Source organism: Bremerella sp. P1, from assembly GCF_028748185.1.
Classification (GTDB): Bacteria; Planctomycetota; Planctomycetia; order Pirellulales; family Pirellulaceae; genus Bremerella.
In genome coordinates this window covers 1,448,316-1,474,112 of record NZ_CP118164.1, presented here as the reverse complement: position 1 = coordinate 1,474,112, position 25,797 = coordinate 1,448,316, and the positions used below count along the sequence as shown (strand labels likewise).

21 protein-coding genes are annotated in these 25,797 nt (G+C 55.8%); 5 read left to right on the top strand and 16 right to left on the bottom strand.

Annotated features, from left to right (window positions below; all coding sequences use genetic code 11):
- Nucleotides 1–2 precede the first annotated feature (2 nt).
- Complete coding sequence (locus PSR63_RS06195) at nucleotides 3–1,865, bottom strand: prenyltransferase/squalene oxidase repeat-containing protein (protein ID WP_274331657.1); 1,863 nt, start codon at nucleotides 1,863–1,865, stop codon at nucleotides 3–5.
- Nucleotides 1,866–2,027: 162 nt separating this feature from the next.
- On the opposite strand from PSR63_RS06195, the gene PSR63_RS06190 reads away from it, so the two are divergent.
- Nucleotides 2,028–3,332 carry a radical SAM protein gene (locus PSR63_RS06190; RefSeq protein WP_274331656.1) on the top strand — a complete coding sequence of 435 codons (1,305 nt, stop codon included), beginning with the start codon at nucleotides 2,028–2,030 and terminating at the stop codon, nucleotides 3,330–3,332.
- 116 nt (nucleotides 3,333–3,448) lie between these two features.
- Nucleotides 3,449–4,339 carry a tyrosine-protein phosphatase gene (locus PSR63_RS06185; RefSeq protein WP_274331654.1) on the top strand — a complete coding sequence of 297 codons (891 nt, stop codon included), beginning with the start codon at nucleotides 3,449–3,451 and terminating at the stop codon, nucleotides 4,337–4,339.
- A gap of 18 nt (nucleotides 4,340–4,357) precedes the next feature.
- Here PSR63_RS06185 and PSR63_RS06180 read toward each other — a convergent pair whose 3' ends face one another.
- The 8 genes from PSR63_RS06180 to PSR63_RS06145 form a co-directional block, all read right to left on the bottom strand.
- The gene (locus PSR63_RS06180) at nucleotides 4,358–5,434 is read right to left on the bottom strand and encodes an ATP-binding protein (RefSeq protein ID WP_274331652.1); all 1,077 of its coding nucleotides are present in this window, start codon (nucleotides 5,432–5,434) and stop codon (nucleotides 4,358–4,360) included.
- 4 nt (nucleotides 5,435–5,438) lie between these two features.
- Nucleotides 5,439–5,894 carry a glycine cleavage system protein H gene (locus PSR63_RS06175; protein WP_274331650.1) on the bottom strand — a complete coding sequence of 152 codons (456 nt, stop codon included), beginning with the start codon at nucleotides 5,892–5,894 and terminating at the stop codon, nucleotides 5,439–5,441.
- Nucleotides 5,894–7,204, bottom strand: a complete 1,311-nt coding sequence (locus PSR63_RS06170; protein WP_274331648.1) for a coproporphyrinogen-III oxidase family protein — start codon at nucleotides 7,202–7,204, stop codon at nucleotides 5,894–5,896. The genes PSR63_RS06175 and PSR63_RS06170 overlap by 1 nt, the downstream gene beginning before the upstream one ends.
- A gap of 70 nt (nucleotides 7,205–7,274) precedes the next feature.
- The gene (locus PSR63_RS06165; protein WP_274331646.1) at nucleotides 7,275–8,399 is read right to left on the bottom strand and encodes an outer membrane protein assembly factor BamB family protein; all 1,125 of its coding nucleotides are present in this window, start codon (nucleotides 8,397–8,399) and stop codon (nucleotides 7,275–7,277) included.
- An 83-nt stretch (nucleotides 8,400–8,482) separates the two neighbouring features.
- Nucleotides 8,483–9,637: an iron-containing alcohol dehydrogenase gene (locus PSR63_RS06160; RefSeq protein WP_274331644.1), complete on the bottom strand. Its 1,155-nt coding sequence runs from the start codon at nucleotides 9,635–9,637 to the stop codon at nucleotides 8,483–8,485.
- A gap of 151 nt (nucleotides 9,638–9,788) precedes the next feature.
- Complete coding sequence (locus PSR63_RS06155; RefSeq protein WP_274331643.1) at nucleotides 9,789–11,231, bottom strand: aldehyde dehydrogenase family protein; 1,443 nt, start codon at nucleotides 11,229–11,231, stop codon at nucleotides 9,789–9,791.
- 91 nt (nucleotides 11,232–11,322) lie between these two features.
- The gene (locus PSR63_RS06150) at nucleotides 11,323–12,450 is read right to left on the bottom strand and encodes a hypothetical protein (RefSeq protein ID WP_274331641.1); all 1,128 of its coding nucleotides are present in this window, start codon (nucleotides 12,448–12,450) and stop codon (nucleotides 11,323–11,325) included.
- A 227-nt stretch (nucleotides 12,451–12,677) separates the two neighbouring features.
- Nucleotides 12,678–13,145, bottom strand: a complete 468-nt coding sequence (locus tag PSR63_RS06145; RefSeq protein ID WP_274331639.1) for a hypothetical protein — start codon at nucleotides 13,143–13,145, stop codon at nucleotides 12,678–12,680.
- Nucleotides 13,146–13,372: 227 nt separating this feature from the next.
- Here PSR63_RS06145 and PSR63_RS06140 point away from each other — a divergent pair, with 227 nt between their 5' ends.
- Complete coding sequence (locus PSR63_RS06140) at nucleotides 13,373–13,951, top strand: hypothetical protein (RefSeq protein ID WP_274331637.1); 579 nt, start codon at nucleotides 13,373–13,375, stop codon at nucleotides 13,949–13,951.
- A gap of 54 nt (nucleotides 13,952–14,005) precedes the next feature.
- The gene (locus PSR63_RS06135; protein ID WP_274331636.1) at nucleotides 14,006–15,769 is read left to right on the top strand and encodes a DEAD/DEAH box helicase; all 1,764 of its coding nucleotides are present in this window, start codon (nucleotides 14,006–14,008) and stop codon (nucleotides 15,767–15,769) included.
- 36 nt (nucleotides 15,770–15,805) lie between these two features.
- On the opposite strand, the gene PSR63_RS06130 is transcribed toward PSR63_RS06135, so the two are convergent.
- The 3 genes from PSR63_RS06130 to PSR63_RS06120 all read right to left on the bottom strand — a co-directional run bounded on the left by PSR63_RS06130 (nucleotide 15,806) and on the right by PSR63_RS06120 (nucleotide 18,075).
- On the bottom strand, nucleotides 15,806–16,693 hold the full coding sequence (locus PSR63_RS06130) for a hypothetical protein (RefSeq protein ID WP_274331634.1): 888 nt from the start codon (nucleotides 16,691–16,693) through the stop codon (nucleotides 15,806–15,808).
- Between the two features lie 462 nt (nucleotides 16,694–17,155).
- Complete coding sequence (locus PSR63_RS06125) at nucleotides 17,156–17,581, bottom strand: hypothetical protein (RefSeq protein ID WP_274331632.1); 426 nt, start codon at nucleotides 17,579–17,581, stop codon at nucleotides 17,156–17,158.
- On the bottom strand, nucleotides 17,581–18,075 hold the full coding sequence (locus PSR63_RS06120) for a hypothetical protein (RefSeq protein WP_274331631.1): 495 nt from the start codon (nucleotides 18,073–18,075) through the stop codon (nucleotides 17,581–17,583). Before PSR63_RS06120 ends, PSR63_RS06125 begins: the two co-directional genes overlap by 1 nt.
- Before the next feature lie 225 nt (nucleotides 18,076–18,300).
- On the opposite strand from PSR63_RS06120, the gene PSR63_RS06115 reads away from it, so the two are divergent.
- Nucleotides 18,301–18,795: a hypothetical protein gene (locus PSR63_RS06115; RefSeq protein WP_274331630.1), complete on the top strand. Its 495-nt coding sequence runs from the start codon at nucleotides 18,301–18,303 to the stop codon at nucleotides 18,793–18,795.
- A 90-nt stretch (nucleotides 18,796–18,885) separates the two neighbouring features.
- On the opposite strand, the gene scpB is transcribed toward PSR63_RS06115, so the two are convergent.
- The 4 genes from scpB to PSR63_RS06095 all read right to left on the bottom strand — a co-directional run bounded on the left by scpB (nucleotide 18,886) and on the right by PSR63_RS06095 (nucleotide 25,673).
- Nucleotides 18,886–19,851, bottom strand: coding sequence for an SMC-Scp complex subunit ScpB (gene scpB, locus PSR63_RS06110; RefSeq protein ID WP_274331629.1), 966 nt, complete (start codon nucleotides 19,849–19,851; stop codon nucleotides 18,886–18,888).
- Between the two features lie 400 nt (nucleotides 19,852–20,251).
- On the bottom strand, nucleotides 20,252–21,373 hold the full coding sequence (gene hpnH / locus PSR63_RS06105; protein WP_274331628.1) for an adenosyl-hopene transferase HpnH: 1,122 nt from the start codon (nucleotides 21,371–21,373) through the stop codon (nucleotides 20,252–20,254).
- Nucleotides 21,370–23,481 (bottom strand): terpene cyclase/mutase family protein, encoded by a 2,112-nt coding sequence (locus tag PSR63_RS06100; protein ID WP_274331627.1) that lies wholly within the window; start codon nucleotides 23,479–23,481, stop codon nucleotides 21,370–21,372. The genes hpnH and PSR63_RS06100 overlap by 4 nt, the downstream gene beginning before the upstream one ends.
- Nucleotides 23,482–23,567: 86 nt before the next feature.
- Nucleotides 23,568–25,673, bottom strand: coding sequence for an ArnT family glycosyltransferase (locus tag PSR63_RS06095; protein ID WP_274331625.1), 2,106 nt, complete (start codon nucleotides 25,671–25,673; stop codon nucleotides 23,568–23,570).
- Nucleotides 25,674–25,797: the final 124 nt, after the last annotated feature.

The following is a 25,797-nucleotide window of genomic DNA, read 5'->3' as shown; positions in this document are numbered from 1 at the left end:
GCTTAACTCGATTCTCTCGTTCCACTTCCGCTAAGGGCATTGCCGCGCACATTGGCATCATACGCTCGGCATACATGGGCCAGCGCACTGACCGTCATGATCCGCGGGTAGAGCTTTTCATAATACCACAGCTTAGAGAAGTAAAAACCGATTGGCGAACATTCGATATGAGAATTTTCCTCGACCCGACGACACAGCCAATCCACGGCTTTCTCGAGGCCTGGGTAGTTTTCTATGCCCTTATTGTCGCAGAGTAGCCCCTCAATGGCCAGCGAAGTCTCCTCGACGCTGCTTTCATATCGTCCATTGGTGGCATCTTTGACGGCCTGACCACCCCCAAAACCACCGTCTTCATTTTGTTGATTCGCAAGCCAGTTGAGAGCGTTATCACGAATTTCCGCTACCTTATCCGGCAGGGGAATCTCGGGATTAAACGTATCACGGAAGAAACAAAGCACCTTCGAAGTGCCGTAGATCGGATTGTCTTCTTCCTCGCGATCCTGGTTGCCAAACCAAAGTGGAAGCCAATGATCTTCGTGACGATACTTGGTGAGATAACTCATGCCGGTCCCCAGTGGATTGACCCGCAGGTGCGCCCAAGTCCAGGCCCACACATACAGTCCACGCATCACATGGGCGGTGATATCGCTCCCACTGCGATCAAACGGTTGTGTTCCCCACCCGCTACAAAAAGTGGGCCAGCCGCGGTCACGATTTTGCAGGTCAATCAGCCATTGGCTGCCGGCCGTTGCGGCCTCCTCAATTCGCTTGTGCGTATCGGAATCGAAGTCACCATGGTCGTAGAACTTTCGTAGTGCCAGTAGCGCCCCAGGGGTATCGTCTGCATCGGGGACGCTGCCACTTAAATCGGTCCAGCCCCAAGCACCTGGAGCCGCCCCGGTAAACGGATGAATTTCCTTGGTTTGACAGTCTAAAAGCCACTCAAGACATTCCGGCGTGAGATGCGAGTTGTCATCTTCCAGCACCGAGAGAGCGTTGATCGAAAGCGTGGTGACCCAGGTCGCCAGGTTCGTATCAATAGGCCAGCTTCCGTCGGGTCGAACGCTCTCGCGGATGAAACGAAGACCATTCTGGGCAACCTGGCTGTTGGCTCGTTCGGTAGCGGCCAGGCTCATCACGACAAAGCTGGTAAGTGGGATCGCTTCCAGGTAGCCGCCACTTTCGGGCTGCATCTTGGTCAGGACTTTCGCCGCCGAGTTGAACATGGCACCACGGATCATGCGCATGACCGGGTTCCAGGGCTTGTCGTGATAGAACTTAGCTTGGCCGATTGCGACCAGTGCCGGGATCGCATAGCTGACGACCGGCAACTGAATGAACTTGTAGAACGACTGCGGCAGCACGGCGGCCTCGAAGGGAAGGGGAGCGACCTCTTTCCAATCGACCAGTCCGGCCAACGCGTAGTTCGTTAGAATCGGAACCGCAAACGTCTTGTCTTTCCCATAGCGAGCACGCAGTCCGAGAATGCCACCTTTCTTTTCGATGTAGGTGTTGGCAGCCGACAGGACACTTGGGTTTTTCTCGGCATCGCCGGTAAGGGTCAGGGCAGCAACGGCCAGCATGGTGGTGGCAATGTTGGAGAAACTCAGCTCGGTATCGCCCCACCCACCGTCGGTGTTTTGATGGTCGAGCAGATACTGGACACCCCCACGTATGAGTGACACATCGGCATTGCTGGATTGTGAGCCATTTCGCACTGCGAGCTGCAAGGCGCTTACTGCGGTTGCTGTCGATAAGGCCGACGTGGAAAGCTCGCCAATCCAATGTCCGGATGGATCGCGCTCTTTGAGGAGATCTTGTTTGGCGGTTTCGTAGCAGGCGCGAACTCGAGCAGGGTCAATCATGCAGGCACAAATAGACAGAAAGGCAAGCGGACAAAGGTCCTTGCATGGTAAATGGCGTGGCAAAACGTGTCCATCGTCGGCGTGGTTTCCACTGACTTTTGCGACCTATTGGGTTAGAATAAGTTGCTGCACGTCTCCCCTCGATCCCTCCAAGGTATCTGCATGTATTTCCGTCTGGCGAAACGCGCTCTGCTGGAAACCGACAAACGTCTCGTTGCCAAGTTCCTGTGGCTGATGGGCTACAAGGGCCTGCGCAGCGTTCAGAAGCACAAAGCTCGTCTCAAGCGGGGCGAGTTCTTTCCGCCGTTTTTGTACATCTCGGTCATCAACAGCTGTAACCTGCGCTGCCAGGGATGTTGGGTCGATGTTTCCGCCAAGCAGTCGAAGATCGATCTCGATGCGATGGACCGGATGTTGGGCGAAGCCAAAGCGATGGGGAATGCGTTCTTCGGAATCCTCGGTGGCGAACCGTTCATGCATGCTGACATTCTGGAGATCTTCCGCCGACATCAGGACGCCTACTTTCAGGTGTTCACCAATGGGCACTTCATTACCGATGAAGTTGCCAAGGAACTTCGCAAGCTGGGCAATGTCACTCCGCTGATCAGTATCGAAGGGACCGAGATCATCAGCGACGTTCGTCGCGGTCGCGGCGGTGTGTACAGCAAGTCGATGGAAGGGATTCACAACTGCATCAATAACAAGCTGCTGACCGGCGTGTGCACCAGTTTGTGTCAGTCGAACTTTGATGACCTGCTGCGAGAAGAGTGGATCGATCGGTTGATCGAAATGGGGGTCTTCTACTGTTGGTACCATGGGTACCGCGTGGTGGGACCGGTACCTAATCCGGATCTTGCGCTCACGCCGGAACAACAGTTGGCCGTGCGGAAGTTTGTCGTCGAGATGCGAACGAAAAAGCCAATCGCTATCATCGATGCCTATCACGATGCCGACGGCAACGCGTTGTGCCCAGCGGCAACCGGCTTCACGCATCACATCAGTCCCTATGGTGATATCGAGCCGTGCCCAGTGATTCAATTCGCGAAGGAATCGATTCACGACGAGCGACCGCTACGGCAGGTTTTCAACGAGTCGGAGTACCTACGCGACTTCCGCGAACTGGCAGCAAAGAATACCCGTGGCTGCATCATCCTCGAGCGACCCGATCTTTTGGGTAACTTTGCCCGCGAGCATGATGCGAAAGATACGACCGTGCGAGGCGAGGCGTATCAAGAACTCGACGTGCTGAAGTCGAATCCATCGCAATACAATCCAGGAAACGAAATCCCTGAGAAGAGTTGGGTCTACTGGCTGTTGAAGAAGTATGCTTTTCATGACTATGGGGCGTACCAGAAGAACTTCAATATCGAGAACTGGCAGCCGACGATTCACCAAGGCGGGACATACTCGCCTGCGGCTCCGGATAACCTCGTTCAGTTGGAAGTCGATTCGTCTACCAAGGCGTGAATTCGTTGAACGTTGTGTAGATTCCCTCTAAACTAAGATTGTTTTGCGGCCTGCAGGCTAAGCCAGAAGTTTTCAGCGATTGCCTCGTCCTCTACCCCCAGACTTTGAAAATCTCCATGCGTATCGCTGTCTGCCTGCTGGTTCTTTTGCTTGGATCAACCGTGCTCGGTCAAGATCCTTCGAAGCTTCCTCATGGCGAGCATCTGCCTGGCGTCGACAACGTGTTGAAGGTAACTCGTAACGTTGTCAGTGGCAGCCAGCCACACGGAGAGGAGGGCTTTAAGACCCTGAAAGAGTTGGGCATCGATGTGATCGTCTCGGTCGATGGGGCGACGCCAGATGTCGAGAACGCGCGAAAGTACGGCATGCGGTACGTTCATGTCCCCATCGGTTACGACGGCATCTCCGACGAGGCACAGGCTGCACTCAAGCGGGTGATGCAAGACTTCCAGCAAGACAAGATCTTCTTTCATTGTCATCACGGCAAGCATCGCGGTCCGGCTGCCGCGGCGGTCGCTTGCTATGAGTCAGGCGGACTGACCGAGAATCAGGCCCTCGACTTCATGCGGAGCGCCGGTACCAGTTCCGACTATGGTGGGCTGTGGAAAGAGATTACCGACTTTAAGCCCATTGCGATCACGACCGAGCTTCCGATGCTGGTCGAAGTGGCCGAGGTGGAATCGGTCGCCGCGGCGATGGCTAAGATTGATCGAATCTATGATCAGCTCGTTCTTTGCGAGAAGGCCAACTGGAAAGCCCCGCCAGAACATGCCGATCTCGATCCAGCCCAGCAGGCACTGCTGATGCAAGAAGGCCTGCATGAAACAGGACGCTTACTGATGGAACATCAGTACGACGCGAAGTTCCGCAAGATGCTGGCCGAAAGCGAATCGCTCAGCAAGAAGCTGAAGCAGCAGATCGAAGCTCATCAGACGTCAGAAGCCACGAAAACGCTCAAAGCGGTCAAGGCTTCTTGCTCGGCTTGCCATAGTGACTATCGAAACTAGTCACTGGTCGAACGAGTCTTAGATATCCAACTCGTCGACGGCATCGATCAGATCGTCGAGATCGTCTTTCGCGCGTTCATCCTTTTCAGCCTGGCGTTTCGGCACGCCCACGGCTTCACCGACAGCCTCGCGGCCTGCCAGCAGTAACTGTTCGTCCCGTTCGCGGACGGCCGTATCGAGTGACTTTTCGTCTTCCTTCGGCTTACCGAACAGTTGCGAGAGATCGATCTTCAAGCCACCGCCGGCGACTTCATCACTTCCGGCAATCGTGGGCGTTTTGTGCTGCGGGAAGATGATCGCATTTTCCGGGCACACGCGGCTGCAAGCAGGGCAACCTTTGCGGCAGTTGTCGGGCATCTCGACCAGGATAGTCTCGGCCCCGTCGACGCCGTACACACCGAACAAGCAGAAGTCGATGCACTCCATGCAGTTGGTGCAGCGGCTGTAGTCGATCACCGGGTACCAACGCCGCTTGGCGTCTTCTTCGATACGGAAGGGTTCGATCACTTCCGGCTTTTCGAGTTCTCCGCCTTCTTTCAAGGCGGTGTCGTTGGTCGGATTGGCGACGCGCTCGAGCTGCTCAGGCGTGGGGGAAGGTGCTGCGCCGAGTCCGCCCAGTTGAACCACCTGGGTCGAGATCTCTTTCTGAATGCGTTTTACCTCTTCCACATAGTCTGCGACTTCGTTTGAAACTCGCAGGTCGATGCAGTAAATCAGACGGTTGGGAATGGGGCGATTCTCGATAACCCGCAACTTGTCTTCGTCGGCCGGTTCGTCATCCAGCAAATCGTCTTCGTCTTCATCCGATTCATGGATCAGCAGGGTTGTGCCTTCCTTGCCGCGGATGTTGTTTCGGTCGAGCGTCCAGCGAGTGGCTCGTTCGTACAGCCACGAGATGACCACGAAGTCGGTGGTGATCGCTTGCAGGCCCATGATACCTGGGCCGTCGGTCTTCAAGTCGTACAGGTGAGGAACGATCGTTACCTCGATACCAGGCTCAAACAGCAGCGACGCAACGATATCCTCTTCCAGCTTGCGCTTGACTGGATTGTTGCTCTGGCCTTGGCTGACGACGACCGTCAAACGTTTGGGCATGGGGTTACTCGTTCAGTTGTCCCTTGATGGTCCGCTGGGTGACTTCCCAGACCGACGCAAGGTGCTCGATATATTGATGCGGGTCGAGCAGCTTTTCGCCGCTCCCTTCAATCTCGTAGAGCCATCCTTCGCCGTACATATCGACGTTAATCCGGGAAGGGTCGCTCATCAACTCGGGGTTCAACCGCGCCAGAACACCGGGAATGGGGGGATAGAGCTCACTTTCGGCTTTGCTGCTTTCAATGAAGCCGATCTCTTGACCTTCGGTAATTTTAGCACCTTCGTCAACCTGCCACTCCAGGAAATAGACATCCTGCAGCAAACGCACCGCATATGCAGAAAACCCGAAACGGTAGGAATCTCCGCTTCGGGTCGCCCAGCAGTGGTTTTTGGCGTATAGCCGATCGGTGGGGAACCGGGCCTCGAATTTCCCCATCATGAAAACCAACTCGTCACTCATTAGGTGTACCGCACTCCCTGGAACTGCGGTTCAAAGAACGGCGGCAGCAGGCCATCGGCTCGCAGTAATCCGTCTCGTGTCAGTTCGATACGGTCTCCATTGATCGTGACGAAGCCTTCTTCCTGATACTGCTTCCAGATGTCGGACCACTTCTCGAGGATCTCAACCCCAAACTTCTGGCGGAAGTAGTCGGCATCCAGATAGCCTCGCTTGAGCAGCAAGATCGTTTCCCGGATGAGCAGCTGCTCTGGCGTCGGGCGGTAAGCTCGTTTGAGGGGGAGCTCTCCCTTGTCGAGCAAGGTGCCGGTGTAGTCGGCCCACTCGGTCTTGTTTTGGTAGTGAATGCCGCTGATGTGGCCAAAGCTCGCCACGCCGGTGGCCAGAAGGTCGCTGCCGCCGAACAGGTTATCGCGGTAGCTGAAGTTGACCTTGCTGGGGTCTTTGACCATGGTGTACGCGCTACTGACGCTGTAGCCTGCTTTGGCTAGTTCATCGAACGCATAGCTCACCCAGGCACGCTTCATCGGCCAGTCGGCAACCGGCGTCTCGATCTTGTTGCCCAGGATGTCTTGCGAGTAGACCGTGTTGAACGGGAGTTCCATCTGGTAGATCGTCACGCTCTCTGGCGAGAACTCGAGGACCTTCTTGATGTTTTCCTTCCACGTATCCCACGTTTCGCCGACCATGCCGGCGATCAAGTCGATATTTACGTTCGGGAATTTGGCGGCCTCGATCCATTCCCAAGCGGTGTAGACTTCCTTGGAAAGGTGGGCACGCCCGTTTTCTTCCAGGATATGATCAAAGAAGTTCTCGACGCCCAGGCTCAATCGGGTAACGCCCATATCGCGAAGGGCCTTCACCTTTGATTCGCGAAGGGTACCTGGTTCGCACTCGAAGGTCACTTCTTCTGCCTGGTCCCAACTGATGCTCGTGCGCAGGCGATCTTCCAATCGCTTCAATTGTTTTGGGCTCAGGAATGACGGAGTTCCACCACCAAAGTAAACAAAACGGAACGGTCGGCCGCCCATCGCTTCGGTCTGGCTGACCAGTTCGATTTCCTTCACCAATGCGGAAACATACGTTTCGACTTCCTGGGCGTTCTTATCGGTATAGACGCGGAAGTAACAGAACTTACAACGCTTACGGCAGAACGGGACGTGCAGATACAAGCCCAGCGGTACGCCTTCACGCGGCGGTGAGTGCATCGCCGTGTTGAGATCGTCAGCGTACTCTTCGCTCCACTGCGAGAATGGAGGATAGTTGGAAATAAAGTAACTACCGACTTCGGTCTTGGTGGAATCGGTGGCCATGAATCAATCTTGCTTTCTGCTAAGGTTAACTTGCCAACAACGGGCATTAGCGAAAGGGTGTTTTCGTCAGTTATTTCTTTTCGGCAAAGCAGTACAACACGCCTCGCTCGGTAGCAATCAGCAGGCAGTCGTTTGAGACCGCCGGGCCTGCGGGGAAACCGCTCTTAGCCTCGTATTGCCAAACTTCTTTACCGGTCTTCAGGTCGACGGCACGAACGCGGCTGTCGGCCGAACCGAAGTAGACACGGTTCCCGGCGACTACCGGTGAACTGTTAATCTTGCCTCGGGCTTTAAACGTCCATTGTTCTTCCCCCGTCTCACGGTCAAGCGAAACGAGGTTTTTGCTGAACGAACCGTAAATTACGCGATCGGGAAGTACGGCGGCACTGGCGCGGATCTGTTGGCGGTTCCGATCATCTTGGAACTGCCAAATGACCTTCAGGTCTTTCCAGTTGATAGCAAAAAACGAACCGGCTTCCGTACCGAAGTACGCAACATTGTCACGTACCGCAGGCGCCGAACCTGTCGGACCGTCAATCGGTACCGTGCCGATCGGTTCACCTTTATCCAGGTCGATCACGTGAAGTTTGCTGTCGCAGCCGGCAACGAATCCGCGATTGGAAACGACCGTTGGCATGCAGCGGATTTGATCGTCGATCTGAACTTTCCAGGCCAGCTTGCCATCTTCTTTGTTCAAGCAATAGAGATGGGCATCTTGCGAGCCAATCAGGATCTTGTCCTGGTAAAAGTTCACGCTGCCGTTGATCTCCAGGCCGGCTTCAAACTTCCAAATGAGCTTGCCATCTTCAGCATTCAGGCAGTGCAGTACCCCGTCGATGTCACCGACATAGATTCGACCCTCGCGATAAGCAGGCGACCCCATGAAACCGGAGAGCTGATCGACGTTGCCTTCGTAGGTCCAGACCTTCGAGCCGTCCTCAAGCTTGACGGCGTAGACCCGTCCGTCCAGATCGCCGATGTAGACGATCCCATCGACGACGATCGGAGTCGCCTCGAAGGCACCATTGTCGATTTCGAGCTTCCAGCGGACATCCAGATTGTCGGGCAAGGTTTCGTCGGAAACACCTTGTGCGAGGGCATTACCGCGATAAAGGGGCCAGTCCGCGCGCAGCTGAGCGATGGCTGCGAATGCGAACAGGATCGCGGTCAGCGGTATCGTCAGTTTGAATTTCATGGCGGAATCCTTGAATAGGTGGCCAGTGGAAGGAAGTTCCTTCATTTTACTCAAAGGACTTTGCCAAGGCACATCGCAGCGAATTACTGCATGGCCGATTGGTAAAGCTTCGAGAATTCGCCTGCGTCGACGTCGCGGGGATTAAAGTGCCCGGTCCACTGCTTGGCGGCATCGGCGGAAAGGGTGTCGAGCTTTTCGCCGTTGATCGACAGTTGATTCAAATTGGTTGCCAGGCCTGCGGCATCTACCCAGCTTTGGATCAGGTCTGCCAGGCCTTCGGCACCTTGCTCTGGCTTGGGATAGTTGGGCAAATCGACCGGAATCGTCAGCAGGTCCTGGTAAAGCTCGTTGAATGCTTCGCCGTTGTAGCGAATCACCGAAGGAAGCATCACGCCCACCGCCTGACCATGTATCACACCGTAGTGGGAGGTTAACGGATTGGCGAGCGCGTGCGCGGCGCCAAGCATCGAGTTCTCGATGGCCAGGCCGGCAAAGCAGGCCCCCAATTGCATCGCACCACGAGCTTTGACATCTTCCGGATTGCTAAGCACCTTGGTGAAGTTGCCGGCGAGCAATCGCCAAGCTTCACGGCTGAAGCTAAGGCTGACTTCATTTCGCTTCTTCGTAACGAACGTTTCCAACGCATGACTGATCGCATCGATCCCTGTAAGGGCCGTGACCATTTGCGGCTGGGTTACTGTTAATTTGGGATCGAGTAGGGCAATTCGACAGGCGGCTTTCTTATCGCCACAGGCCATTTTGACGTGCGTCTCGGCGTCGGTGATCAGGGCAAACGATTGGGCCTCGCTGCCGGTACCGGCGGTGGTCGGAACGGCAATCATAGGAAGCATGTCCTGGGTTGCCTTACCGACTCCCCAGTAGTCCTTCATCTCGCCGCCGTTGGTCAGCAGGAAATTGATTCCCTTGGCACAGTCCATCGCGCTGCCACCACCCAAGCCGACAATCAACTCAGGCTCGTGCTGCTTCGCAAAAGCAACGCCCTTGGCGACGTTTACCGTCGAAGGATTCTCTTGCACGCCGTCAAACAGAAACGCCGCGACGCCGGCCGATTCCAGGCAATCGATACCATGCTGGGTATGCCCCGCCTTGATGACTCCAGGATCGCTGACCACCAGCGCACGCTTCGCGCCGAGCTCTTGGGCCAGTTCGCCGAGCCGCTGAAGGCTATCCGGACCAAACACAATCCGTGTGCGTGGCTGGAAGTCGAATGGAATCATGCCTCGGGATCCTGTTTCATTCCGATGCCCTTTCCAACGTCCGCGCTGAAAGAGGGTGAGGGCAATCTATCTACCCAAATTGCCTCTCACCCTAATCCTCTTCCCAAACGGGACGAGGCGACCGGAGCGAGAGGCAATCGATGTTTGAAAACTACGAAGCCGCGACCTGAACCGGAGCCGATTGATAGGCTCGGCTGCGGAAGAGGAACTCAATGATGTTCCCTTCATGCGGTTGCAGCCAATCGACCTTATGGGTCGGGATCGGACCGATGTTCAAGCGGTCGATGTGCGTCGCGTTGACCAGTTGACGAGCGAAGTCTTCGTTGCCCGTGATGGCCGTGCAGATGAGCGAGTAACCCATCTTCTTGATCATCTCTTCCTGTGGGCATTCGACCACGGAGACGAACGGGAACATGTACTCTTTGCTGGCGACCTGCTTCTCTGGGTTTTCCGCATGAACGACCATCGGCTTGAGGTAGTCGCAGCGTTCCATTTGAACCAGGCGGTCACCGTACGATGCCGTGTAATCGGTCACGCCATCTTCCGCGAGGTCAGACTCGATCATGCCCCACACGGCCGGAGCCATGCCAGGCATCGTGAATGCAGCCAACGCGGCTTCATCGTCAGTTGGGTCTTTGATCTCGGTCGGGCCAATCTTTTCGGCAATTGCCTGAGCAATCTCCTTGGTGTGTCGCGAGGCCCAGATGCCAGAAGCATTGATGCAGCTACGACCGCTATTGGCGAAAACGCTCTGGACCATCAGGTCCAGGTACTGCGGCCAATCGTCGACCACATCGTCGGCCAGCAAGATCTTGCTGAAGCCAGGACCGTGCGGCTGAACTTTCGGGTTGCCAGCGTACTGATCAATCGTTTGCTGACCGCCAAAGACCATTGCTCGGTCGACCGACGAGAGCAGCGATGCACCTACGTCACCACCGGCACCGGGATACAGGCAGAATGCCTCGGCGGGCAAGCCTGCTTCGACCATGGCAGAGAAAATCCGGTACGGCGTCCATGGCTCCTTTCCACCTGGCTTGAGAACCAGACCAAGTTGAAGCGCGACGGCCGGAAGCCACAAGGTATGCACCCCGGGTGAATTGGAAGGCAACACGGCGCCGAGTACCGGACTTTGAACTTGATAGCTGAGCATGACATCGCGGCCAGGTTCTTTACCGTAGCCACGAGCCAGAATATTGAGATCGAGCCCGCGGGTCAGCGAGTCGAGAATCTTGGGCATGTTCTGCAGCACGAATGCATTCTTCTGCATGTTCGAGCGGCACATGTGTTCGGGAAGACCGGTCGAGGCGCTCTGGGCATGCACAAATGCTTCTGGCGTCTGCGAACCGTCACCAATCGGCAGGTCGGCTTCCACGAAAAGCTTGCCGGCAACGGCCAGTTTCTCGAGGATCTCTTCGGGGCTGAATTGCAGCAAGGCATCGCGAGCAGACTGGGCCTTCCGCATGTCTCGCTTGAGGATCCCCCCGCCGACCTGGCTCAGTTGAGCAATCGGTTCACCGGTGCGGAAGTGGACGACGTCTTCTTTTTCGAGCGAGTCGTAGGGCTTGCCCCAACGGATAGCAGGAATATTCAGCATGATTGGCGTCCGTAAATGAATTATGTGATTCGGATAACTTGTGGTGTGCCACTGCTGACTTGTTCAGCAGTGGCTTAAGTTTCTGGTTCGATTAGTACACACCAACGGTGGTGCTGCTGGCGAAGCCGTGGAACGGTCGCACGCCGCTGACGCCTTCCCAGGGGTAGGTGAGGTAAGGCATTTCACGTTCACCTTCGTCTCGTTCCAGGAAGCCAGGGACGAAGAACTCCTTGGTCAGGGTCGTTAGTTTAACGCGGCCCGTCTCGCCGTAAGGAACCGACTCGTTCGGATCGTCGAAGGAAACGACTTCCGTCACGGCTCGCGGCTGAGGAGCATAGTAGGAGATCTTGTAACCATCTTCTGGAGTGACGGGTTTGCTACATGCCAGGCCCATCAGCGTGTTGCCGTAGGTCGGCGTCATGTAGATACCGCTTTCTTCGGGACCACCACCGAAGAGCTCTTCGATACAGTAGCGGGTCCACTGCGGCGTGAATTCGGTGCCACCACTGAAGATGCCGGTGATGCCGACTTCGGCCAGCGTGGTGCCTTTGTCTTCGAGGCCAAGGCACAGCGATTCAATCAGTTTCGGCGTACCAAACATGCACTTCACGTCGTGACCAGCGGTAAGGACCGTAATGGCCTGGTCGATGCAGTGCTTCTTGTAGGCTTCTAGCTCGTCCATCTTGCCGCGTTTGATGAGCTTGACGACCCAACGTGGATCGAGATCGATGCAGAAGCTGATCCCGCCGCGAACCTGGGCGAGGTGTTCTACGGCCAGACGCAGGCGGCGCGGCCCAGAAGGACCAAGCATCAGCCAGTTCGAGCCTTTGGGGAAGTACTCATCCGGCAGGGTTTCGCTGAAGAGCGAATAGTCGGTACGGAAGTCGTCGATGGCGATCCGGCTCTTGGGGATACCGGTGGTGCCGCCGGTCTCGAAGACATAAATCGGCTTGTCAGCGAAGGCCTTGGGAACCCAGCGACGGACGGGACCACCACGAAGCCATTCGTCCTCGAACAGAGGGAACTTCTTGAGGTCGTCGTAACACTTCACTTCGGTCAGAGGATCGAAGTTGAACTCTTTCTTCTTTTCGAGCCAGAACGGGCAGCCGGTCGACTCGTGAAAATGCCACTGGACGATCTCATAGGTGTGAGCGTCGAGCTTGTCCTTAGCGGACTTTACCGCCGCTTCAACTTCTGGGGTTAGCGTGTCGCTTGCCATGGTTCCAATTCAAGCCAACAAGGGAAGGATAGAAGGGACTCGCCGCGGACGACGCTTCGACCGGCGGATCGAGCAGAGGGATGTGACTCTACGGATGGTACCGAGAAAAACTTGTTCTGACAACCTTTGGTTGCCCGAGTAATTTTTCGGCGCAATAAAAAAACCTGTGAAAGGACAGGTTTTTTCGTCTGGATCAGGAACTTGGCAAGCGGTTTTCGTGCCAAGTTCTACTGGGTGTTGGTCTTGGTCGCTTGAACCGGAGCACCCAATTGAGCGAGCATCTGGAGTACGCCGTTCAGATGAGCGATACGAGGACCAAAGCGATCGACGAACTCATTCAGCATGAATTCGCTATCGATCATGTCGTCGGCCGAGTCATCGACTTCGTTGGCCAGTGTGCCGAGGAAGTCTGCGTGGACCTTGCTCAACGCTTCGGCTGCCATGCGGCATTTCTCTGCCAGCTCTGGGTGCGCCTTGCGCCACGCATTCAGTTCTGCCGAACGCTGTTTCTGCGTATGGACCTGCTGCTGAAGCATTTCTTCCATCAACAGCGTCTGACGCTCCTGAAGCTCAATCATCCGCTTGAGCAGGGCATTCGTTTCTTCCGTGTGAATGGTTTGCTGCATAGGAGATGGATTGGAGGAGACGTCGACGTGGGTGAACAGAGTGGAAAGGTCTTTGGGGTCGGGCGACATTGGTTTGTTGTTCTCCTGGAAGGTCAAGTTACCCAGTATACTCACCCGCCCCATCGACTGTCGAGCATTTCGTTTCAGTGCTATAGGTGCTAGCGGCGGGATAACCGCCGTTACGATTGTTAAAGTCCACCTTTCCGAAACACCGATTCTCAAGATTGGGCCGCGTGCCCAAGCTGCCCCAACGAGATACGCTGTCATGAAATGCAAATGGGCAAGATGGAGTGCCTATGTCGAATCGGAACGATAAATCAGTGCCCACCCTAGGTTTCCTTACCGTGGTGGAGCATACCCCAGGTGGCTTATTTGGTGGACTCTTAGTCTTGAATTTGGCAGGACGTCCATTGGAATTCCACTGTACGGCCCCGGTGAAAGCCAACCGTGCCCAGGAGATTCTCTATGGTCCCACGCTGAAACCGTATCTGTACGGCGAGCAGATCGGCGGGGCTTTGATAGCGAAGCTCAAATCTCCGGCCCTGGCTGTCTGCACTGACAGCGAGTACGTGCTGTCACTTCGCGATCATACCGACATCCCGGTGGCCCTGCTTCCGCCTAGCTGTGTGGAAGACGCTGGCGCCACGGAGTCTTCCCCCAGCTATCGCATGGATACTGCTCAACTGGCCGTGGCTCCCCCCCATATCCGCTCATTTCAGCTTGGTAGCTACGAAGTCGCCGTCAGCGCCCAGCACGAGGCCGACCGCGCAGTGCTCGAGAGTATGTGGCAAGAGAAGTCAATCGATTTGGATCTGAACGAGCCATTCACGCGGATCCGCGAAGCCATCGAAGAAGCGCACGGCGTAGGGAAGTAATACGCCCAAACGCTGCTCCCAATCGCATATTGCATCGAATTTAGGCGAAGAAGTTTGACCGACTCCCTCGAAACCATCTCGCACGATCTCAACATCAAGACCGAGGTCATCCCGCTCGGCTGGACGGCTGCCCTTGCTCGCCCGCCGCAGGTCACCATCACGTCCGAGAACTTCAAGTCGGAACGCCCCAAGGCGGTCTCGCTGACTTGCAGTGGCCCCAAGATCGGCGTGAAGAGCTTCGTGTTTCCCGAGGCCCCGGCCTGGCTGCAGGCGCTGGAGAAGAAGGCACCTCCGAAAAAGGAAGCCGCCGCCGAGTCGGCTGCCGAAGGGGAAGCACCTCGCAAGCCGAAAGCCAAGCGGGTAACGCACATTCGTCCGCCGGGCGATGTCATCAAGCTGGAAGATCGGCTGTACTACCTGCTTCAACCATCGCTTGAGTCGCTGGTGTCCAGCGGTGCGATGGAGTTTCCGTTCGAACCGTTTCCCTATCAATTTGAAGGGATCGCATTTCTCTATCCAAGGCATGCGGCAGTCATGGCCGACGAGATGGGGCTCGGCAAGACGATGCAATCGATCAGCACCATGCGGATGCTGCTCCGGGCAGGGGAAATTCGCAGCGTGCTGTTGGTCTGCCCCAAGCCGTTGGTTTCCAACTGGAAACGTGAGTTCAACTTGTGGGCTCCCGAGATCCCGATCAGTGTCATCGAAGGAGACTCGGCCAAACGAAGTTGGCTCTGGCGAGACAATCAGACGCCGGTGAAGATCGCCAATTATGAATTACTGATGCGCGACCAGGAACTGGTCAGCGAAGAAGGCGGACTTCATTTCGATCTGGTCGTATTGGACGAAGCTCAACGCATCAAGAACTCCAACAGTACCACGGCCGAGATCGCCAAGGGGATTCCCCGCACACGAAGCTGGGCGCTTACCGGCACGCCGATCGAGAACAGCACGGACGACCTGGTGGGGGTATTCGAGTTTCTCGCTCCAGGTCTGCTGACGAAGGGGATGAACATCAAGGCCATGAGTTCCACGGCCGGCGAGTACATAATTCGCCGGACGAAGGATCTTGTAATGACCGACATGCCGCCGCGGCTCTATCGCGATGCGGAACTGCATCTTTCGCCTGCCCAGCAGGAAGCGTATGAAATCGCTGAGAAGGAAGGCATCGTTCGGCTTGAAGATATGGGACAGGAGCTGACCGTCCAGCACGTGTTCGAACTTGTATTGCGACTGAAGCAGATCTGTAACTTCGATCCCCTGACAGGCGAAAGTGCCAAGATGGATCAGCTGAAAGCCGACTTGGAAGAAGTCGCCGCCAGCGGTAAGAAGGCGATCCTGTTCAGCCAATGGACACGAACGATTCAAGAGATTCGCAAGCATGTCGAGCCCTTCGGACCGCTAGAGTATCACGGCAAAGTCCCTCACAAGCAGCGAGAAGGGGTGATCGAACAGTTCAAGAACGATCCCTCAAAGCACGTCATTCTAATGAGCTACGGGGCTGGGAGCGTCGGTTTGAATCTCCAGTTCTGCGAATACGTGTTTTTATTCGATCGTTGGTGGAACCCGGCCATCGAAGATCAGGCCATTAATCGGGCTCACCGTATCGGGGCCGCCGGCGCCGTGACGATCAGCCGTTACCTGGCCGTGGGAACGATCGAGGATCGCATCAACAAGGTGCTGGAAGAGAAGCGAGAGTTGTTCAACAGCTTGTTCAGCGAGACCGGCGAACCGAAGAAGGTTGGCTTCTCGAAGGATGAGATCTTCGGCCTGTTCGATCTGCGAAGTCCGAAGGGACCGATACGCTTTGCGGCGTAGTGAACAACGTTAGGATGCGACGTTCTTTGACTTGGCTCATTCGAGATCGGAAAGCTTGGATGTTCTAGTGAGTTCCTTGAGCTTCGTCTGATCTTCATCCGTAGGGAGATCTGATCCTTCTAGCCTCAGTTCCAGAGGCCGTGGTGTGGGCTTGAACTCCTGAATGTCTTGTAATTTGCACCCGACTAAGTTGAGTCTTTTCAGCTGCGGACACTGCACTAGCTGTGCCCAGTCCTCAGGCGTGATCGTTTGGTCCCACACTTCCAATACTTCGAGTTCTTTGATTTTGGGAAGAACCTGAAGTGCTTCTGATGGCAGCTCGTTTATGAAAGTCAATGATAGACGCTCGATATAAAGCTTTGCCAAGTGAGACCATTGCTGAGCGTCGAAGGATGAACTCACCTTCGAGGGCTCGGAGATGTCGAGGTTGTGAATCCTGGACATCGGTCTGAGGTCGACAAGTTGGGCAGGTTCAAGCGGTAGGTAGACCTCGCCCACACCACCTAGCCGAGCCAGATGTTCGAAGAGGAGTTCAGGTTTCTCGATTGCCGGCAACCGTTCAAAGGATTCCGCGGAAACAAAGTATTGGGGCGGCGCATCGGCTCCTTCCGCAAGAGCGTTTGAGTCGATGGTGATGGCAATGTCATCTCGGACAAGTTGCAAGAGCGTCAGACGGATTACTTCCGAAGGAACAAGAGACCATCTAAGTGAAAATTGTTGCGCCAGTTTCTTCGCGCCCTCTTCAGAAATATGCGTTTCCAAGAGGACCAGTTCTTCAAGTGACGTGATGGCCAATAAGTCGGGAATGCAGGCATCAGTAATTGGGCATCCGGAAAGATCCAAGTACGTCAGGCTGCTCAGATCCCGAAGTTCGGAGACGCCAGTGTCGGTGATTTGCGTAAAGTCGCACTGAATGAATTCCAAGTCTGGCGAGTTGGCTAAATATCGAACTTCGGCATCGGAAAAGTTCGAGCCAGTTAGTGAAATGGATTGGAGTTTGGCTAAGGGAAAGACTTGCTGCCAGGAAAGCTGTGACAGATCGCATCGCTGGAGGCTGACGCTGAGCATTCCATCTTCAAATTCAGTAACGCTACCTCCGATGGAATCTACTTCTTCCCGAACCACTGAGAGCTTGGCGGCCGACTTGTCCTCGCAACCAGGAAGGAAGATGAGACATGCCAGTAGCCCGGCCAGGTTACAAACGGTTTGGCAAAGAGAAGAAGCTTGTTGGGCCATAGATGTATCCCGAAGGAAGTCAGGTGGTCGGTGACGAGTCTCACGCAAAGCGGGTATTCCGCCAGCGTGGTCCGCATCGTAACATCCCTAGGGGGGCAGGCAACCATGTCCGCTAGAAACGCCGAGAATTGCGTGAGCGGCTTGATCGGGCTACCGAGTTTTCACCCGAAAGTGACTGATGTAGATATCGCTCAATTGACCATCCTCGATCAGGCGATTCATTTCTTTCAGTAGACGTCGGCGGAACATGACCAGGTCGGGGTCTTCGAGTTCTTCGATGGTCGATTCGCGGGAAACGATCATCACCCGATCGCGAATGCGGATCTTTTTCTTTTCCAGCTCGATTTGAAGTCCTTCCAGGTCGTCAGGCTTGACCAGGCCTGCCAACGAGAAGTCGAATCGCGTTTGCGTGTTCGCGGCCGGGTCGTAAGCACGAAAAGCGTAATCGCCGATCGCGATCTCTTGCGGCGGAAGAGCTGGCTTCTCCTGATTTTGTGCAGTTGGATCGACATCGGTTGCGCCGCACCCAGCGAACAGGAGCAGAATTACGAAACTGGCTGCACGAAGACGTACCATTAGAAACGCTCCAAGGTTACGTCCGAGAACACAAACCGTTTGATGAGGCCGCGGCCCATCGTTTCTTCGGTGTAGTCACGCAGTTGCGAACGGATCAGCTGAAGCTCAGGGTCGGCCAAGTCAATCAAGTTCGCATGACGGCAAGTACGGATGATCTCGTCCGAGAGCTCTCCTTTGCTGTCCTCCAGGTAAGTCCTCACACGCTGCTCTTGCTCCTTGGCCACCAAACAGTGCAGCTGATAGTGCAGCGCTACGCTCTCCTGATACGTATTGAAGTCAGGGTGCCGATTCGGATCGTCAGCGATTAGCACTGTGATCGTGAAACGGCCTAGATCGATCTCGACCCAGTCTCGCTTTTCCAGCGACAGCAAAAGCTCTTCATCGGCCGATGCCGACTTCTCGCAACCAAAGATGGCGATGCAGCCCAACAGGATCAGCAGCAGGGCCCATCCCTTTTGATCGATCGAATTGGTCCAATAGAAAGTGGCTTGCATCGAAGCGTAACTCGTTACCAGAAAAAAGGTTTCGTGCACGTTCGAAAAGATAGGCCACGCTGCCGAATCGTCGAATGGATTCCCCTGAAATCGCACATTTCCGCAAACCCTGCCCCGTGGTTCGTATCGATTGTGACGCAAGTCTAGTTAACGAAAAGGGTTATGGTGCAATCTGTGGTACCTGAATCACGACCTAGACTTGTAATGTTGGACGATTTCTTGGAAATGAGCCAAAACGTCATGTCTCAAATGAGCAACTCACTCGGAAAACGGATACCCCCGTGGCTGAAAGCCAACTGGGTGCGAATTGCTGCGCTGAGTGCACTCGTCTACCTGGTGGGGTGTGGGAAGCCTTATCCTCAGCCCGAGAGGGCGGCCAAGGACATGCCGGATGCATTGGTGCCGGTGGAGGTCGACCTGGGGAAGTTTGAATGCACCATTCCCAACGACAAGACGAACAGCACCATCCAGATCGACTTTCACGCATTCGCCAAGATGCCGCGGTATAAGTCGCAGGAACTCCAGCCGCTCTTAGAATCGCACCAGAGTCGCTTTCGTCACGACGTTCTGTTGCGGGTACGCAAGTTCGATCGACCCACCCTCAACGATCCCGACTTGGCTCAACTGCGAGAGGCAATCTTGCAAGCGACAAGCGAGATTCTCAAGGAAAACAAGATTGAAATGGTGGGCTTCTACCATTTTCAATTCCTGGAAGAGTAAAACCGCCAGCGCGCATGAAAAAGGGACTCGCGGCGCGAATCCCTTTCTGATCGATTATCAGGCGACTTAGGTTACCGTGGCGACAAGGATTTATTCCTCTTCGTCGTCGCCCCAGTCTTCTTCTTCGTCATCGTCGTCGTCGAAGTCGTCTTCTTCTTCGTCATCCCAGTCGTCGTCTTCGACTTCTTCCCAGTCGCTTTCATCATCATCGTCTTCTTCGAGGTCGTCTTCTTCTTCGAAGTCATCCTCGTCTTCGTAGTCTTCGTCCCAATCCTCATCGTAATCGTCGTCGTCGTCGGCATCCTCGTCTTCATCTTCGTCGGGGATTTCGTCGTCGTAGCCGTCGTCGTCTTCGTAGAGTTCGTCTTCTTCGTCTTCGATCGGAGGCGCTTGGGCCGACGGCTGATCTGGGGTCCAGAGTGCCGGGGCAGCTCCCTGGGCGACCAGGTCGTCGTTATCGATGGCAGGGCTTTGTGGGGCAAGTGTGATCGTCACCGATGTCTCCTTTTGATCGTCAACCTGACTGGCCGCAGACGCGTCGGTCTCGGCTTCGAATCGTCGAAACTCATCTTTACGGGGCAAATCTTCCAGGGAGCGGAATCCAAACGTTCGCAGGAAGGAGGGCGAGGTCGCGTAGAGGAAGGGTCTTCCTAGTTCCTCACTTCTTCCTTTGATCTGGACTAAGTCCCGATCCATTAACTGACGAATAATTTCGCCGCAGTTCACTCCGCGAATCGCCTCGACATCGGCCCTGAGGACCGGTTGCCGGTAAGCGATGATCGCTAGCGTCTCCATCGCCGGCGTCGATAACCGCGTCGGGTCGTCGCCGCCAACCACTCGCCGAACCCAGTCGGCGAATTTTCCCCGAGTTAGCAGCTGATAGCCGCCGGCCAGCTCTTCCACGCGGAACGCTCGATTCGCTGCGTCGTAAAGCTTATTCAGGGAACGCACTAGTGTACGGGCTTCGGTTCCATCCGCCAAGTTGGCAAGCTGGGCCAATTTACGGGAAGTTAGTGGTTGTTTAGCTAGGAATAAAATAGCTTCCAACCGCTGCATCCGACGGTTTCGGACAACCGGACCTTTGGCCTTTTTCGGCTGTTGTCGCCGTTTTCTTCGGTAAACCCGGGCAAGAATCTTACGAGCATTTCCTGAACTGTTTGCGCAAGCAGTAGTGGAACCCCAAGGACGGGCCGTTTGCCGGTTCACAAAATGGGAATTCAGACGCCGCAACTAGAGATGCCCCACGAAGAAATTTACCTTCAAGTCCTACTTTCTAGCGGAACGTAGGCAAAGTTCAAATGGTGATAGCAGATTGGGGGAAAGTTGATCCGGAAAACGAGGGAGCAGCCACGGATGAAGATTCCCGCAAGCTGGGACTAGGCTTGTCGTATTGGGTTAAGCCAAGGCAATGGTCGTAGGCGGCTCGTTCACGCTGTTCCCAGTATCGTATCGATTCTTACTGCAGCACCGGCAATTCATTCGGCTTTCGCTCTGGACGCTGCGGCGATTCCGCTTCATCGAATCGCTTATCAGAATCCAAGTCGACGATTGGTCGGTTCTTCTTCGGAGCACCAAACAGGGTCAGTCTGGCCGTTTCCATCAATCCGCAAAGCGATGAGAACGTTGCATCGACCGCACTCGGTTCATAGCCGCTGTGGACCATGCAGTTAGCACACTTGGGGTTGCCGCTCTGCGTGCCGTAGTTATCCCACTCGACCGCTTCCAGGAGCTGCGCGAAGGTTTGCGTGTGTCCTTCGTCGACCAGGTAGCACGGCTTCTGCCAGCCGAAGATGTTGTAGGTAGGGTTGCCCCACGGGGTGCATTCGAGGTCGTAGTTCCCTTTGAGGAACTCCACGAACAGAGGACTCTGGTTGAACTGCCATGCCTTCTTTGGGGCCGAAAGGATCTCGCGGAACAATCGATACGTTTGGTTACGCTTCAGGAAGTGATCCTGGTCCGGGGCCTTCTCGTAGCTGTAGCCTGGCGAAAGCATCATGCCTTCGACACCCAACTCCATCATCTCGTCGAAGAAACCACGAATCCGTTCCGGTTCGGCTCCGTCGAACAGCGTGGTATTGGTCGTGACGCGGAAGCCTTGCTTGAGGGCCGCTTTGATCGCGCTGACGGCGATGTCGTACGTTCCTTCCCGGCAGACGGCGTGATCGTGCTCTTCACGCGGGCCGTCCATGTGCACCGAAAACGTCAGGTACTTGCTCGGCGTGAATTGCGAGAGCGACTTCTCGAGCTTCAACGCGTTCGTGCAAAGGTAGATGTACTTTTTGCGTTTAACTAAGCCCTCGACGATCTCCGGCATCTGTGGGTGCAGCAGTGGTTCGCCACCGGGGATGCTGACGATCGGGGCTCCGCATTCGTCCACGGCGTTGAAGCACTGCTCTGGGGTGAGCTGCTTGCGGAGGATCTCGACCGGGAATTGGATCTTCCCGCACCCGGCACAGGCCAGGTTGCAGCGGAACAGAGGCTCCAGCATCAGGACCAGCGGGTAACGCTTCCGGCCGAGGAGTTTTTGCTTGAGGACGTACGACGCGACGGTCCACATTTGCGAGATTGGGACACTCATCGCGATCCTTCTTTCGTTTCGCTCAATTTCTTTGCCCACGTGGCCAGGGCCAATAGCGGGAAGTAGATGCGGTAATAGTGGTAGCGGAGATAGAAGACCTGGGGGAAACCGGTTCCGGTGTACGGCTCTTCGTCCCAGGTGCCGTCTTCCTTCTGCGTCGACAGCAAGTAATTGATCCCTTTGCGAACGGCATCGCTATCTTCATGGCCAGCGGCGATCAGCCCCAAAAGTGCCCAGGCTGTCTGGGATGGAGTCGGCGTGCCGATCCCTTTGAGGTTGGGGTTTTCGTAGCTGTCACACGTTTCGCCCCAAGCACCGGACTGCTGTTGGGTATCGAGTAGCCACTGGGCCCCACGCTGGACCGCTTCGTCATCCGTAGGAATCCCAACGGCGGTCAGCCCGACCAGGCATTGCCAGGTTCCGTAGACATAGTTCACGCCCCAGCGGCCAAACCAGGATCCATCTTCGTGCTGATTATCGCGGATGTAAGTGATCGCTTTGCGGACCACGTCTCCCAGTTTGCCATGGCTGCTTTGGGTCACCCCAAGTAGGCCGTACGCTTCGATCACGCGGGCGGACAAGTCAGGCCAGCTAGGATCGATCATCGCGTTATGATCGGCGAAGGGGACCTTACACAGGAATTCGGCGTCGTTGTTTTTGTCGAATGCTCCCCAGCCGCCGTCGTGATTCTGCATCTCGGCGCTCCAGGCCAACGCTCGCTTGGTGGCACCAGAGACCTTATCCAGCAGCATTGCTTGACTAACGGCATTGTCGGCAGAGACCTTGTTCGAGGTCGTGACGATCGTGGTATTTTCCCACGACTGGCCGGGGTGCACTTCCAGCGAAACGCCACACTCGGCCAGTTGTTCCTGCAGGGCCATCAACGCCATCGCCGTATCATCGAGATCCGGATAGAACTCGTTGTTGAATTCAAAGTACCAGCCGCCAGGCTCACAGCGGACATTGTTGGTCCAGTCGCCTTGGCTGCGGACTTCTTTGGAAAGCATCCAATCGATCGCTTTCCGCATCCGTGGTTCGTCGGCCCCATGGCGAGCAGTCGCCAAGGCTCGCAGAGTGATGGTTGTATCCCAGACGGGGCTTTTGCACGGTTGAATGCGAGTCGTCTCGGCTTCGTCATCGTGGAGCATCAGCTTATCAATCTCGGCCCAGCAATACTGGACGGCCTGATGATCGTCGTCATAGCCAAGGGCTTTGAACGCCACGATGCTCCAGAGGATCGGTGGGAAAATGGCCCCGAGCCCGTCGCTTTTGGGCATGCGATCGAGGATCCACTTTTCGCACAGCTTGAGCGCACGAGATCGTAGTGGACGAAGGCGGAGCTTCTCGATTTGCTTCAGGCAACTGTCGGCTGTGCGGAAGAAACGATCCCACGTGAATAGCCCCTTCGCTTTTTCCTGTCCTGGGCAGCGAAGCTCAGGCCACTGGTGGGGCGGTTTGATAAACAGTTCTTTGATCGAGCACTCTTCCGAGCGATCGACGACCGGACGGAGCGCCCAGCAGATGGCCAGCGGAATAAAAATCGTTCGCGACCAGCTGCTCATGCGGTAGATGTTCAGCGGAAGCCAGCTGGGCAGGAGGATCATTTCCGGTGGAATGGCCGGACAGATCTCCATGGGGATCTGACCTAACAGGGCCAGGTACAGCCGGGTGAAGCTGTTCACGGCGTCGGCCCCGCCAGCTTCGAGGATGGCATCCCGAGCTTTCACCATGTAGTCGGCCGAGGCTTGGTGGCCGGTGAGTTTCAGGGCGAAGTATGCTTTGACACTCGAACTGATGTCGATCTTGGCTTCCGGATACTGAGCCCAGGTACCATCTTCTCGCTGCTGCTGGAGCAGCTTTTTGGATACGCGCCGGGCGATATCAGAATCTTCGCGACCAGCCCACGCCAACAGCAGGAGGAACTCGCTTTGAAGAATGGAATCCCCTTCCAGCTCCGCGCACCAATACCCTTCGGACGCTTGCTGAGAGAGTAGCCAGTTCGAGGTGCGCTCCATGGCGGTCGAAAGAGTTGGAGCGTTGCCGGCAAGCTGCGCGGCATCACCGTCGGGTCGCCTATCTCGGGCGAGTGAGGAGGATCCATCCATCATGGCTAATTCGTCACGGACTAAGGGGGAAGAATCAGTTCGTCCAAGCCTTCAGCCTATGCCAGAATGACAATCGGAGCAAGCCAGACCTACGGGCCGCTTGCCGGCAGAACGCGATAAATAATTACCGCAGGGTTCTCTGGATTGCCCTGTTGGTACTCGGTTCGCTCCAGAACCCCCTGACTCTCCATTTGCGCAAACAAATCGCGGGTAACATCGCCCGGAAATCCATAGTTGCCCGGGCTGCGGAATCGCTCGATTTCACCCCAGTGGACATAGATCCAAGCGATCTTGGCTTCTGCCAGATGGGCCAGACGCTGCTCTTTGGTCATGTCGACCAATTGTTTCATGGTCGAGTCGTTAAAGCACGTGTGATAGAAGATCGGAGGCTGTAAGTAAAAAAGTGCCGCATCTCCTGTCGCCAGGACGGCATCGCCTGGGGCGACATGTTCGTTCAAGTACGCGACCGCCCCGGAAGTGTGGGAATTGGCCAGGGCATCGAGAGAAACAAAGACTCGTGGATCGAGTTTGATCGACTGGGTTTGATTCACCAGCAGGAACCCAACCAGTAAACCGAGCCCCAGCCAGACGCGAAGCGCAACTCGTCCGGCAACAAACGGAGCCAGCTTCTGGGCTCCGAGACCGGCCAGCAGACAAGCCAGCGGAATTGCCGGGATGAGAAAACGTTCCAGGCGATGTGAAAATCCCCACCACACCATCCAGCACGCAGCCAGCAAAATCACTAGTGGGATGACCAGCTTTCGGTTGGGGTAAAAGAGTCCGCAGATGGCCAGGGGAACGACGACCAGGCCAGCCCAAGGGCTGCGCCCAAACGGTGTCATGATTCCGCTGAATAGTTGGCTGATCGAAAAGCGACTCCCATCCGAATTGAGCGGAACCTGATGGGCACGATTCCATTGTTGGATTTGGTCTTCCACGCGGACGTCGGTAGGAAAAACATTGCCGGCCAACGGAAAGACCGGGTTGCCGGTATCGATCGCGTTGCGGATGAGCCATGGCGAAATGACCACCGTGACGGCAACGACATGCATCAGCAGTAGTCGCCAATCACTTCGTACGGCGAAAATCCACAGCGCAAAGACCGGCAGTACTACGACCAGTAGGGCAGGGTACTTCACGCTGAATGCCATGCCGGCCATCAGTCCCGAAAGGATGGCCAGTCCGTCGCGGTGCTCGCTTTCTGATGAACCACTAAGAACGATCAACACTGGGTACGCAGCCGCCAGGGTGAAGAACGCCCAGACGCCGTCGACCAGCCCGGTTCCACTTTGGTAGGTTAGCCAAGGTACGGCAATCGCTGCCAGGGCCGCGGTGCGACCACCCCAAACGCCGGCCAAACGTTTTCCGGCTCCATACAATAGGCCAGCCGTCAGAAGCGTAAACAGGCCAATGATCAACTTGCCGACGAGTGCCCCGGTCAGCCACGCCTGTTGACCGGTCAGAAAGACCATCGGCAGCAAGGCCCACATTTCTGCCCCCATCGGCATGCCACTGTAGACGTTGTTGGGCAGCACACGAATCTGGCCGATCACGTGCCATTCTTTGGGCACCAGTAGGTGATACTCCAGTACGTCGTACTCGTACGGCGGCAGTATCGAAACGCCAATGATGAACAGGCATAGCGGAGCCGCAGCCAAGAGCCACCACCATGATTCGCCCTCAGACTGTTTCGTTTCAGTTTCTTCTGATTCCGCTTCCGCATCGCGGGGAGCGAACAGTTGTTTCTTCCAAGCCGCACCGAGCGCGACGAACACGATGGCCAACGATAGGACAATCGCAAGGGGCCGATGAAGTAGGCCACACATGCCCAGCACGGCAGTCGACCACGAGACAATCGTCAATCCGATCGCCAGTCGGAGCACGATACCATCGACGCGACCAAAGAAATCAAGCAGTTTCAGGCGGACCAATAAAAACTCGCCCAGGGCGTAGCTGAACAGTAGCATCACCCCCGCGATGAGCATTACCCCAAGGCGATCGAAGAGGCCCAGCGGCACTTCGCCCCCACCAAACCACATGCTGACACTTTCCGGCAGCAGCAACAGGCCGGTCTGCACGAGCGTGCCTCGCGTCGGTTCGTAGGCCGTTTCCCCAGGCTGGGGTGCTGGCCAGGGCATGGGGACGGAAAAGTACCACAATGCATAGACCAACGCTCCCACGATGAATATCCACACGCATAGCGGGGCTTCCCAGGAGGAGGATGCGTCCTGTGACGATCGTTCAGAGCGTTTCTTGCGTGACACCGGGCGATTAGCTTTGATGGGCTGACGTGGCCGCTTGGGCCGACTATGCTAAGCT